Origin of the sequence: Oerskovia sp. NPDC060287 (assembly GCF_042726775.1) — a bacterium.
Lineage (GTDB): Bacteria > Actinomycetota > Actinomycetes > Actinomycetales > Cellulomonadaceae > Oerskovia > Oerskovia merdavium.
Genome location: NZ_JBHXBO010000118.1, coordinates 1 through 12700, shown reverse-complemented (window position 1 = coordinate 12700; position 12700 = coordinate 1). Strand labels below are relative to the sequence as shown.

At 69.4% G+C, this 12700-nt stretch carries 9 protein-coding genes; 5 read left to right on the top strand and 4 right to left on the bottom strand.

Annotated features, from left to right (window positions below):
• Positions 1–29: 29 nt before the first annotated feature.
• Both ACFWFR_RS11720 and ACFWFR_RS11715 read right to left on the bottom strand, forming a co-directional pair.
• Positions 30–2774, bottom strand: a complete 2745-nt coding sequence (locus ACFWFR_RS11720; protein WP_377623081.1) for a glycoside hydrolase family 3 C-terminal domain-containing protein — start codon at positions 2772–2774, stop codon at positions 30–32.
• A gap of 5 nt (positions 2775–2779) precedes the next feature.
• Positions 2780–5305, bottom strand: coding sequence for a glycoside hydrolase family 3 C-terminal domain-containing protein (locus ACFWFR_RS11715; protein WP_377623080.1), 2526 nt, complete (start codon positions 5303–5305; stop codon positions 2780–2782).
• 77 nt (positions 5306–5382) lie between these two features.
• Here ACFWFR_RS11715 and ACFWFR_RS11710 point away from each other — a divergent pair, with 77 nt between their 5' ends.
• The 3 genes from ACFWFR_RS11710 to ACFWFR_RS11700 all read left to right on the top strand — a co-directional run bounded on the left by ACFWFR_RS11710 (position 5383) and on the right by ACFWFR_RS11700 (position 8436).
• The gene (locus ACFWFR_RS11710; protein WP_377623079.1) at positions 5383–6000 is read left to right on the top strand and encodes a TetR/AcrR family transcriptional regulator; all 618 of its coding nucleotides are present in this window, start codon (positions 5383–5385) and stop codon (positions 5998–6000) included.
• 184 nt (positions 6001–6184) lie between these two features.
• Positions 6185–7882, top strand: coding sequence for a DUF726 domain-containing protein (locus tag ACFWFR_RS11705; protein ID WP_377615934.1), 1698 nt, complete (start codon positions 6185–6187; stop codon positions 7880–7882).
• Positions 7883–7935: 53 nt separating this feature from the next.
• A complete protein-coding gene (locus tag ACFWFR_RS11700) occupies positions 7936–8436 on the top strand; it encodes a GNAT family N-acetyltransferase (protein ID WP_377623078.1) in 501 nt (166 codons plus the stop codon).
• 11 nt (positions 8437–8447) lie between these two features.
• Here ACFWFR_RS11700 and ACFWFR_RS11695 read toward each other — a convergent pair whose 3' ends face one another.
• A complete protein-coding gene (locus tag ACFWFR_RS11695; RefSeq protein WP_377623082.1) occupies positions 8448–9230 on the bottom strand; it encodes a hypothetical protein in 783 nt (260 codons plus the stop codon).
• 201 nt (positions 9231–9431) lie between these two features.
• On the opposite strand from ACFWFR_RS11695, the gene ACFWFR_RS11690 reads away from it, so the two are divergent.
• Positions 9432–9767: a DUF2130 domain-containing protein gene (locus ACFWFR_RS11690; RefSeq protein ID WP_377623077.1), complete on the top strand. Its 336-nt coding sequence runs from the start codon at positions 9432–9434 to the stop codon at positions 9765–9767.
• A 350-nt stretch (positions 9768–10117) separates the two neighbouring features.
• Here ACFWFR_RS11690 and lpdA read toward each other — a convergent pair whose 3' ends face one another.
• Entirely contained in the window at positions 10118–11527 is a 1410-nt protein-coding gene (lpdA, locus tag ACFWFR_RS11685) for a dihydrolipoyl dehydrogenase (protein ID WP_193720134.1), read from the bottom strand.
• Between the two features lie 214 nt (positions 11528–11741).
• Here lpdA and ACFWFR_RS11680 point away from each other — a divergent pair, with 214 nt between their 5' ends.
• Positions 11742–12677, top strand: coding sequence for a DUF808 domain-containing protein (locus tag ACFWFR_RS11680; RefSeq protein WP_377615939.1), 936 nt, complete (start codon positions 11742–11744; stop codon positions 12675–12677).
• Positions 12678–12700 lie beyond the last annotated feature (23 nt).

Genomic DNA, 12700 nt, shown 5'->3' with positions numbered 1-12700 from the left:
CCTGGGTTCTGCAGCCCTGCCCGGATCAGTCAGGCGAACAGGTTCGTCTGCAGGACCGTGTAGAGGATGGTGTGGACGCGCTCGCGCAGGCCGTTGCCGACCCCCACCGGGTCCGCCTCGACCGCGGCCCGGGTGGCCTTGTCCGACCCGGGGAGCATCGCGAGCATGAGGTCGTTGCCGTAGCGGGCCGCGAGACCAGGATCCATCCAGGATCCGAGCACCGCGTCGGTCGAGACGACGCCCTGGAAGCCCCACTCCCCGCGCAGGACGTCCTGCAGGAGCGCCTCGTTGCCACCGGCCCAGGTGCCGCCGATGTTGATGAAGGAGCTCATCGCGCCGGTCGGGTCGGCCTCCTTGACCGTGATCTCGAAGGGCTTGAGGTACAGCTCGCGCAGGGCCTGCTCGTCGACGAAGACGTTCACGCCCGTGCGGGCGTTGACCTCCTGCTCGTTGAGCGCGAAGTGCTTCATGAACGTGAGCACGCCCTTGCTCTCTGCGCCCGAGACCATCGCGGCGGACATCATGCCCGACAGGTACGGGTCCTCCGAGAAGTACTCGAAGTCACGCCCACCCAGAGCAGAGCGGTGCAGGTTCATGCCCGGGGCGTACCAGCCCTCGATGTCGTAGGCGACGGCCTCGTCGCCCACGGACTCGCCGAGCGCGAACGCGAGCTCGTCGTTCCAGGTCGAGGCCACGACGATCTGCGTCGGGTAGGCGGCGGCCTCGAGCGGGCTGAACAGCGAGTTGAGACCCGCCGGCCCGTCGAGCAGGTCCATCGCGGGGATGCCGAGGCGCTCGACCTCGTGCGTGCGGTACGCGCCCTTGGCGAAGAGGTCGATCTGCTCGTCGAGCGTGAGCTGGTCGAGGAACGTCTCCCACTGGGGGTCGTCACGGTCGAGGCCCGCCAGGTCGGCCAGGACGAGGCCGTTGTCGGCGCCGTAGGTCGGGACCTCGCCCTCCGCAGGCTCGATCTGCGGGTCCATGCGCGCGAGCAGCTCGTCGGAGGCCATGGCACCCGGCTCAGGAGCCTGCGGGTACGTGCCCTCCCAGTCGGTGCGCGAGAGGGAGGTCAGGTCGCCCTCGGCGTCGGCGAAGCGGTTGGTCAGCTCGTACCCCGTGTCGGCGTCGGTGTCGTAGACGACGTCCTCGGCCACGACGTGCTCGAACTGCGCGACGGGCGTGTGCACGTCGGTGCGCACCGAGATCTGGTACGTCCCGGCCTCGAGCAGGTACGCACCGTGGTCCTCGGTGTCCCAGGAGGCCATGTCGCGCACGTCGAACGTGACGGTCACGGTCTCGGACTCGCCCGGCTCGAGCACCTTCGTCTTGTCGTAGCCCGCGAGCTCGATCGCTGACTTCTCGATGCCGCCCGGCGTCCAGGGCGCCGAGAAGTAGACCTGCACGACGTCCTTGCCCGCGACGTCACCGGTGTTGGTCACCGTGACGTCGACGCTGATCGTGTCGTCCTCGACGCGCGGGGCGGCGGTCTGCTGCTCGAACGTGGTGTAGCTCAGGCCGTGCCCGAACGGGAACTGGACGGCCTCGGTGTAGCCCGCCTCGTCGCCCGCGTACCGGGTCTCGTAGTAGCGGTAGCCGACGTAGATGCTCTCTTCGTAGTCCATGTACGAGCGCTTGACGTTGGCGTAGTCGAAGTCGCCGACGTTCTCGATCGCCGGGGCGCTCGTGACGTCGTAGGCGTAGGTGTCGGTCAGGCGGCCGGACGGGTTCACGTCCCCCGTCAGCACCTTGGCGAGCGAGACCGCGCCGCGGGGACCCGGGGTCCCGATCCACACCGCGGACTTGATCTGCGGGTACGCGTCGAGAAACCCGAGCTCCAGCTGGTTGCCCGAGTTCACGACCACGACGACGTCGTCGAACGAGGCCGTGACACGGTCGAACAGGGCGCGCTGCTCGTCGGTCAGGCGCAGCTGCTCGGGGCTCATGTCCTGTCCCTCGACGCCGTCGTTGCCGACGACCACGAGGGCCGTGCCGGAGAACTCGGCGGCCTGGGCCATGACGTCGTCGGTCAGGTAGTCGGGAGCGGGCTCGCCCTCGTCACCGCCGCCCAGCATGGCGCCCGCGATCTGCACGAGGCCGTTGGCGCCACCGGTCTCGGTCTTGGCGCCCGCGTCCTCCATGGTCGCCTTGAGGTCGGGGTTGACCGTGATCCCCTGGTCGGCGAGCGCGTCGTAGAACGGCACGGCCTGCGACTGGTTGCTGCCGCCGGACCCGCCGCCCCCGAGGATGAGGTTGAAGGACGCGAAGCTGAACACGTTGAGGGACTTCTCGGCCAGCGGCAGGACGTCGTCCTCGTTCTTGAGCAGGACGATGCCCTCGTCGGAGATGTCCTCCGACACCTGGGCCGCGTTCTCCCGGGCGGCCACGCCTGCCGGGGAGGACGAGTCGTACTCGATCGACATGAGGCGGCCGAACGCGCTCGCGAACGGCGCGACCAGTCCCCCGATCGCGATCACGGCCACGGCCGTGACGCCCCACCCGACCGCGCGGCGCGGACGGTGCTCTACCTTGCGGTTGATCCGTGCGCGCCGCCTGTCCTCGCGGCGCTCCGCGCGGGTCATCCCGGCGCGGGCAGCAGCCCGCTCTGCCTTGGCGCTCTTCTTCGCCTCCCGGGCTGCGACCTTGTCGGCTGCCCGGGCTTCCTTGCGGTCCTGCGGCGCCATTGCCTTCAGCTCGGCGCGTCGGGCCCGCCTGGCCGCGCGCAGCTCCTGTGCGCGCGCGACCGCGTCCCGCTTGATCTCTGTGCGTGTCGCCATCGTTCTCAGTCCTTCTTCGGAGCCCGCGCGGCCTTCGCGTGGGCACGCCATGCCGGGACGAGGCGGCGCATGCCGCCCCAGAACCGGCCGTTGACCATCACGAGCAGGGCGTCGAGCATCGCGTCGTCGACCTTGCCCGCGCTCATCCGCGACACCGACCGGAACGGCAGGTCGAGCGCGAAGCGGGTGTTGTTCGCCGCCAGGGGGCGGCCCAGTGCCATGAGCAGTCGCCCGGCGGTGTCGATGAGACCGACCAGCAGCCCCCCGACACCGCCTCGGCCCCGCGCCTGGGCGACGATGTCGTCGCGCGTGAGCGGCAGCCCGACAGGCCAGTCCGCGGCCGGGGGCGTGCGCCCCAGGAGCGTCGCGAACTCGTCGACCGGGACACGGTCCACCCGGCCGCTGACGTAGTGCGGCAGGGCCGTGGCGCCAGGGGCGGTCGCACCGGGCGTCCACGGCTCACCGTCGATCTCGACGGGCGCGCTCACCCGGAGGTCGCGCGACGAGGCGCCCACCTGGACCGTGGAGATGCCCGGCACGGTGCGCCACTGGTGCGTGACGACGTCGTAGGCGTCGAACGCGTGCTCGGCCAGGTCGACCGTCACGGTCGCACTCTCCCCCGCGTCGAGCGTGACCTTCGCGAAGCCCGCGAGCTCGCGGGGCGCGCGGAACGCGCCCTCCGCGGCGCTGGGCGCCTCGACGTACACCTGCACGGTCTCGGTCCCTGCACGGTCCCCGGTGTTGGTGACCGTGACGGTGACCTGCTCCCGGCGCGCCTTCAGGTCGCTGTACGCGAACGTGGTGTAGCTCAGCCCGTGCCCGAACGGGTAGCGGACGGGCAGGCCGACCTTGTCGGCGTAGCGGTAGCCGACGTAGATGCTCTCGCGGTGCTCGGACGTCGCCTCGGTCCGCCCGAACGTCGCCGACGACGGAACGTCCGCATAGCGCAGCGGGTACGTCTCGGCGAGGCGACCGGCCGGGTTGACCGCGCCGGTCAGCACGTCGGCGACCGCCTGCCCGCCGCCCTGGCCCGCGAGGTAGCCGTGCACGATCGCGTCGACGTGCTCGGCGAACGGCAGCTCGACGGGGGCGCCGCCGGCCAGGACGACCACGACCGGGACCCCGAGCGCCGTCAGCTCGCGCGTGAGGGCGAGCTGGTTGCGCGCGAGGCGCATGTGGGTCCGGTCGACCCCCTCGGCCTCGGCGGACTCGTCCAGGCCGAGGAAGAGCAGCACGACGTCGGCGCGCTCGGCCAGGCGGACGGCCTTGCGTCGGCGTCGCACCGACGACGGCGAGTCCCACGCGCCCCGGCCCGCGTCGCGGCGTGCGTAGCCGGGCTCGTAGCCGACGACGTCCAGCTCGCTCGCCCGCAGCGCGTCGAGCGCGACGTCCACCCGGGTCGGGTTCACGAGCGAGCTGCCAGCCCCCTGGTACCGGGGGCTCGCCGCGAAGTCGCCGATCACCGCGACGCGGCCCGAGTGCGACCCGAGCGGCAGGGTCCCGCGCGCGTTGCGCAGCAGGACGACCGAGCGTCGCGCCGCCTCGACCGCGAGCGCGTGGTGCGCGTCGTGGTCGACCGGTGCGGCGCCGTCGGGCGTGCTGGCGGACCCGGTGCGCGCGGCGCCGACGCGCGTGCGGCTCGTCTCGCGGGCGCGCTCCGTGCGCGCGATGAGAGCCAGCAGCTCGTCGACACGGGCGTCGAGGACCGCCTCGTCGAGGCGCCCCTCCTCGACCGCGCGCACGACCTCGGCGTCGGTCACCCCGTCGGTCGACGGCATCTCGAGGGCGTTGCCCGCGACCAGGCCTGCGACGCGGTCGTTGTTGCCGCCCCAGTCGGTCACGACCACGCCGTCGAAGCCCCACTGCTTGCGCAGGATCTCGTCGAGGAGCTCGCGGTGCTCGTTCGCGTAGGTCCCGTTGACCTTGTTGTACGAGCTCATGACGGTCCACGGCCGGCCCTCGGTGACCGCGATCCGGAACGACTCGAGGTAGGTCTCGTGGAGCGCGCGCTCGTCGACGACCTCGTCCATCGACATGCGGTGCGTCTCCTGGCTGTTCACCGCGAAGTGCTTGGCGCTCGCGGCGACGCCCTGGGACTGGATACCGCGGATCTGCGCGGCGGCGAGGCTGCCCGCGAGCAGCGGGTCCTCGGAGAAGTACTCGAAGTTGCGGCCCGCCAGCGGGTTGCGCTTGATGTTGAGGCCGGGACCGAGCAGGACGCTGACGTCCTCCGCGGCGGCCTCGGCGCCGAGCGCCTCGCCCACGCGCTCCACGAGGCCCGGGTCCCAGCTGTTGGCGAGCGTGGCCGCGGTGGGGAAGCAGGTGGCGGGGATGCTCGCGTTGAGACCGAGGTGGTCCGCTGCCCCGCCCTGCTTGCGCAGACCGTGCGGGCCGTCGGTGAGCATGATCGAGGGAACGCCGAGCCGGTCGACCGGCTTGGTGTTCCAGAAGTTCGCGCCTGAGGTGAGCGATGCCTTCTCGGTGAGGGTCATCTCGCTACGGGCACGTCGTCGGGCGTCAGGAGTGAGCACGGCGCCAGGATAGCCCAACCTCCACCACTTGGTGGAATTACGCGAGAGGGTAGCCTCTGACCTCGGAGAGGATCGTCGTGACCACACAGCAACCAGCCCCCACGGGGCGACCCGACGGGTACGCCACCGGGCGGGCGACCAAGCAGTCGATCGTCGCCCGCGCGGCCGAGGCCTTCGCCCAGAAGGGGTTCTACGGAGCCTCCCTGCGAGGCATCGCGCGTGAGGCCGGGGTCGACCACTCGACCCTCCTGCACCACTTCGGCAACAAGACCGCACTGCTCCTGGCCGTCATCGAGTGGCACGACGCGCAGCACGCGCCACCCGAGATGCCCACGGACTTCACGCCCGAGGACCTCGCCGACGGGTTCGTGCACGTCGCCGAACGCAACCGCGAAGCACCCGGGCTGGTGCAGCTCCTCTCGACCCTCTCGGCCGAGGCGGGGACCGAAGGGCACCCCGCGCGGCCCGTGCTCCAGCAGCGGCACCAGGTGCTGGTCTCGATCATCGGCGGGATGATCCGGTCGCAGCGCGAGCGCGGGGTCCTTGCGGAGACCGGCGCCTCACCCGAGGAACGCGCGGCGCTCTTCATCTCCACCTGGGAAGGGCTGCAGGTCTACGACGCGCTGCACCCCGGGACGGTCGACGTCCCCGGGATGGTCGGGGAGATGCTGCGGCGGGAGTTCGGGATCGGGTGATGCCGGGGGCCGCTGGGTGCGGCACCCAAGATGCCCGACGACGGAGCGCGCCGTCGTGCGGAAGGTGGGCTGCGACGTCGGGTAGGCGGGTGGCCGGAGGGCTCCAGCAGCATTGTGTATGGACAGGTGCAAATTCACCCGATCGGCGCTGATTTACCACCGGATGCTGTGGAACGATCCCACCATGCCTGGTTCGATTCACGCCCACGTCGCCGACGGTACGCGCCTCACGGTCGCGGTCGTCTCGGACCAGGGCGCAACACTCACCCTCTCCGGCGACATCACCGACCTCGACCCCACGATTGAGAGCGGTGGGGTCCTGCAGACCAATCCAGCTCTCCTCAGCAACATGTGGGCCTACGCCAAGGCGTGGTACGTGGCGCGGACGACGTCGTACTCAGAAGCGCTCGCTGCATCCGACCGCGAGAGCGAGAAGGCTGCGCTCAAGCAGGCCGAGGAGAACAAGAAGAGCGCCCAGAAGCGCGCCGACGGCTATGCGAAGGTCGCGCAGTGGATCGCCGACGTCGCAGACGACGTCTCACCTTATGAGCCGAAGCTGGGCTGGTGCTCGTCGTGCTTCGCCAAGTCCGAGCATCGCAAGTCCAACCGGCCCGCCGGCCAGCTGCCCGTCTACGTGTGCCAGGCGTGCGGGTCACCGACCCTTCCGTGCGTGGCTCCCGGTTGCGAGAACATGGCGGTCCGAGACCGCGGCGCCCTCCGTGTCCCCCAGTACTGTGCCGAGCACCGCCATGACATCCCCGGTTTCGAGAAGGCCCAAGGAACGTTCGGCGAGCTGCACGACTACGAGGACTTCCTCAAGTACGAGAAGCCCGACCTGAACAAGGCGTCCAAGATCGCTGCGGTCGGAATCGTCGGCCTTGCTGCCGGCGCACCACTCGCCCTTCTCGCCGCGCCGGCGATCGGCGGGGCGATCGGTTCGCTCGGGATGTTCGGCGGGCTCTCCGGTGCGGCCGCGACGTCGCACGGCCTCGCCGTCCTCGGTGGCGGCAGCCTCGCCGCCGGAGGGCTCGGCATGGCAGGAGGCACCGCCGTCGTCACCGCCGTCGGCGCTGCCGTCGGAGGCACTCTCGGTGCGTCCGTGTCGAACGCCTACGTCCGCGAGGACAAGTCGTTCCGGATCGAGCTCCTACGTCCTGGCCGCGGTGGCGTGCCCGTCCTCGTGTCCAACGGCTTCCTCACCGAGGGCGACCAGGAGAAGTGGGGTGGGTGGAAGTCGATCGTCGACGGGCGCTACCCCGACTCCCCCGTGTACCGCGTGCGCTGGGGCGCCAAGGAGCTCAAGGACTTCGGGGTGATGGGCGCGGGCCTGATCGGGAAGGCCGGGGGCACCACAGCGGTCAAGGGGGCCGCCGCCGTTGCTCACAAGGCCGGGGCGAAGTTCCTCGGCCGGACCATCGCACCAGCGCTCCTTGCGACCGACCTAGCCAAGAATCCCTGGCACGTAGCGAAGAGCCGCGCCGACAAGACCGGCGTCATCGTCGGCGACCTCCTCGCCCGGACCGAGGCAGAGTCCTATGTGCTCATCGGGCACAGCCTCGGCGCTCGAGTGATGGCTGTCGCGGCTGAGGCGCTGGGCACCAAGCCCGGCGGTCCGCGCATCCGGTCCGTCCACCTGCTCGGCGCAGCCATCGGCGCCAAGAGCGACTGGCGTGACCTGACGGGTTCGGTCGACGAGGCCGTGTACGGGTACCACTCGACTCGTGACAACGTCCTGAACGTGGTCTACAGGGTCGCGCAGGGGGGACAGGTCGCCGCCGGTCTCACGGGCTTCACCCCCGCCTCGGACAAGCTCGTCAACGTCGACGTCTCCGAGCACGTGAAGTCGCACTTCGAGTATCTGGGGCACGTACAGCTCAAGTGACAGGTGGGGGCGCGGTGGATCCTCGGACGTCACTGCACCACTACCCTGGGCCGATGCGTCCACCCCTCCACGTCCGCCCGGCCCGTCCCGACGACGCGGACGCGATGGCCGACGTCCACGTCGAGTCCTGGCGGCAGACCTACCGAGGCCTGATGCGTGACGAGGTGCTCGACGACCCGGGCCTGCTGCCGGCACGCGGGCGGTTCTGGAATGCCGTGCTCACCGAGGAGCGCTACGAGCCGTTCCGGGCTGCCGTCGCCGAGTCCGACGGCGCAGTGGTCGGCATCGCGCTCGCTGGACCAGCCACCGAAGCCGACGTCGCGTGGGACACCCAGCTGTACGTCCTCTACCTGCTGGGAGCGTTCCACGGCAGCGGCGCGGGACGTGGGCTGATGGAGGCCGTCCTCCCGGCCTGCACCTCGGCCGGGCTCTGGGTCGCAGATCCCAACCCACGAGCCCAGGCGTTTTACGCGAAGCAGGGCTTCAAGCCCGACGGCGTGACGAAGGTGGACGACGGTGTGAGCGAGGTTCGGATGGTGCGAAGCCACGGCTAGCTCGCCACATATCAGGTGGGTCCGGCGAACAGCGCCCGTTCAATCTCGTCGGCCTCGACCGTGCGGCCGACCGCAACGCTCAAGTCGTCAGCCCATCTCGACAACAGTCCGCAATAGGACACGTACGTGTCGGTGAACCAGTTGTAGTTGCCCTTCGGAAGCGACTCCCATCCGCAACTACGGAGGGACGTCGCGACGCGCGCATCGAGAATCAGACACCTCACGGCGCGACGCTCCTGCGGGGCGTCACCGCCAAGGAAGTACAGCACCTTGGTGAAAAAAGCCGGCCCGAGCCCAGGGATACGGCCCCGTCCCGGTTCGACGAGCGCGCCGTACGCCCCCCGCACGTCCTCTTTCCACACCCGCTCGGCAGCCTCGCGCAGATAGCCGATGCGATCTCTTCGCGTCACGGGATCCGCGAAGGCGTCGATTCGCGCGCGATTGTTCCGCCGCGACGGCCCAGAACCCCAGGCGAGCACATGCCACAGGAACTGCAGCCACTGCTCGTCCCGGCCTCGCCGCCCCTTGCTGCGGAGATCCGCGGACATGGCGAACAAGTCCGCCCGGGTCAGCACCGCCGTCCCGTCCTCACGAGTCGAGGGGAACGTGATCATCGGAGAGGTCCCGTCAGCCAGACCGGCCTCGGTAAGCCGAGACGTCCACCATACCGACTTGAGTTGGGCATCGGAGAATCCGTGATCCAAGACCCGGCCGGTACGGCTCGACTCCCTGACTGCTTCCCGAACCCAACGGGGTGGGGCCAACCCTTCCGGCGCCGTCGGGCGCTGCCTCATCGTCATGCCGGGGATCGTCGCACATTCCTGCTTCCCCGGCGATACCCCCAGTGGCGCGAACGGGGCACCCCGGAGCCAAGCACGTCCACGCGGGGCACCACGGCACCGCGCGGTGAATCGCCCCTTCCCTGTTTACGACCGACAGCGCAGTCGCCATCGAATTCACCCGATCGACAGCCCCGACGCGAGGAGGACTGTGGGATGGCATCGATCACGGTGCGCACCGAACTGGAGCGCATCCAGGCACAGAACATCGACATCACAAACTTTGAGACCACCCTCAAGGGCTTCCAGGACTCGTTCAAGATGCGGGTCGGAAAGGCTCGCAACCAGTATGAGGTTGCGATCAAGACGATCGATACCGCCATCGCCAACCTCGAGAAAGTTAAGGAAGCCATGCGACTGTGGACACAGCGGCTTGACGTCGCGGACCGCGGGCTTGACGAGGTGACAATCCGCAAACTGACCAAGGGCAATCCCACGATGACCGCGCACTTTGAGTCGCTCGTGCTCGAAGCCACCGAACCAACCAACTAGGTCCGAGGCCACCTGACGCGTGCCCGGGCGTACGTTGTTGCCGCACAGGTCCGCACGTTGTCGGGAGTTACGCCAGGCTGTCGCGGACCGCCCAAGAAGAGCCTCGATCTAGGCCGCCGAACTCCGACGATGTGATCCCCAGCATGCAAGGTCCGCTTCAGCAGTTGTCTCAGTGCTTCCTGGCTGGTCGCCCGGTCCCTGCCCCCTTCGGAGTCGAGCAGCCCCGCGACCTTGAGGTTCTGGATCGTGAGAATTGGGCTCCCCTGAAACGCACGAAGAGGCCCGGACCTGCGGAAATCCGCAGATCCGGGCCTCCGATCAGGCGATCGACGCCCGACCCACCAACCGGGTCAGAAGTTGATCATGTGCCCCGCGAGCCCGTGAATAGCCTCCTGCACGGCCTCCGACAGCGTCGGGTGCGTGTGCACGTTGCGCCCCAGCTCGGACGCCGTGAGGTCCCACTTCTGCGCGAGCGTGAGCTCGGGCAGCAGCTCGGACGCGTCGGGGCCGATCAGGTGGCCACCGAGGAGCTCGCCGTAGCGGGCGTCGGCGACGAGCTTGACGAAGCCCGTGGGCTCGCCCAGGCCGTGCGCCTTGCCGTTCGCCGTGAAGGGGAACTTGGAGACCTTGACGTCGTAGCCCTCGTCGCGGGCCTGCTGCTCGGTGAGGCCGAAGCTCGCGATCTGCGGCTGGCAGAACGTCGCGCGCGGCATCATGCGGTAGTCGCCCAGCGTCATGGTCTCGGCACCGCCGATGGTCTCGGACGCGACGACTCCCTGCGCCTCGGCGACGTGCGCGAGCATGAGCTTCGCGGTGACGTCACCGATCGCGTAGATGTGGGGCACGTTGGTGCGCATGACGTCGTCGATCGCGATCGCGCCGCGGTCGGTCAGCGCAACGCCCGTGTTCTCGAGGCCGAAGCCCTCGACGTTGGGCGCGAAGCCCACGGCCATGAGGACCTTGTCGACCTCGATCGAGCCGGGCTTGTCGTCCTTGACGCCCTTGTAGGACACAACAACGCCGCCACCAGCTCCCCTGTCAGTGACAGTCTGCACCGCGGTCGACGTCAGGATGTTCACGCCGAGCTTCTTGTACTGCTTGGCGATCTCCTTGGAGACCTCGATGTCCTCGTTCGGCAGCGCGCGGTCGAGGAACTCGATGATGGTCACGTCGACGCCGTAGTTCTTGAGGACGTACGCGAACTCCATGCCGATCGCGCCCGCGCCGACGATCGCGATCGAGCGCGGCAGCTCGCGCGTCAGGATCTGCTTCTCGTACGTGACGACGTTCTCGCTCAGCTCGACGCCCGGCAGCAGGCGGACCTTCGAGCCCGTCGCGATGATCACGTTCGCGAACGTCACGGTCTCGGTCTGGCCCGAGGACAGCGCGACGTCGATCGTGTTCGCGTCGCGGAACGTGCCGCGGCCGTCGTACTCGGTGATCTTGTTCTTCTTCATGAGGAAGTGCACGCCCTTGACGCGGCCGTCGGCGACGTCGCGGCTGCGGTCGAACGCCTTGCCGAAGTCGAACGACACGTCACCGGTCATGCCGAAGAAGTCGGCCTGGTGCGTGAACAGGTGGGCGAGCTCCGCGTTGCGCAGGAGCGCCTTGGAGGGGATGCACCCGACGTTGAGGCACACACCGCCCCAGTACTTCTCCTCGATGATCGCGACGGACTGGCCGAGCTGGGCCGCGCGGATGGCGGCGACGTAGCCGCCGGGACCCGCGCCGAGGACGACGACGTCGTAGTGGTTAGCCATGTGGACCAGCCTAGATCGTCTGCCCGACGGCGGTGCGACCGATCGCGTCACACGCCACCAGGGCAGGGGGCCGGGTCGGGCGTCGACGAGCCGGCGTGCTCTCGGGTGGACGCCCCGAGACGGGCGCCCGTCCGAGGGAATACGATGCGCTACAGCCGCGTCGACTCCCGACCTCAGGGCTCGTGGGCGGCGACACGGGCCTCGTGGAGACCTCATGGCCTTCGGACTCGCAGCACTCCTGGACGACATCGCGGCGTTCGCCAAGCTCGCGGCCGCCTCCGTCGACGACATCGGTGCCGCCGCGGGGCGCGCGAGCGTCAAGGCCACCGGCGTCGTGATCGACGACACCGCGGTCACGCCCCGGTACGTCGAGGGTCTGGCCGCGAAGCGCGAGATCCCGGTCGTCAAGCGCATCGCCCTGGGCTCGCTGCGCAACAAGCTCCTGTTCATCCTCCCGGCGGCGCTGCTGCTCAGCCAGTACCTGCCGTGGCTCCTGACACCGCTGCTCATGGTCGGCGGGACGTACCTCGCGTTCGAGGGGGCCGAGAAGCTCTGGGAGATGATCTCGGGCAAGCACGGCGAGGCGATCGACGAGGCGGCGGCGAAGAAGGCCGTCGACGAGGACCGGGTCGTGTCGAGCGCGGTGCGCACCGACTTCATCCTCAGCGCCGAGATCATGGTCATCGCGCTCAACGAGGTCGCCGACGAGGCGTTCTGGTCGCGCGCGATCATCCTCGTGGTCGTCGCGCTGCTCATCACTGCTCTGGTCTACGGGATCGTGGGCCTGATCGTGAAGATGGACGACATCGGCCTGCACCTCGCCCGGCAGCGCACGGGGTGGGTCCAGTCGTTCGGGCGCGGCCTCGTGACCGCGATGCCGCGCGTCATGGCGGTCATCTCGACCGTCGGCATCGTCGCGATGCTGTGGGTCGGTGGGCACATCCTGCTCCAGGGCGCGTACGACCTCGGGTGGCACGGGCCCTACGACCTGCTGCACTTCCTCGAGTCGGGCGTGCACGGCGTCCCGGTCGTCGGGGGCGTGCTCACCTGGCTCGTCGACACCCTGGGCTCGGCGATCGTCGGCACCATCGTGGGCGCGGTCGTCGTCACGGTCGTGCACTTCATCCCGCGCAAGAACAAGCACCACTGATCACCTGACGACGCCCGAAGGCC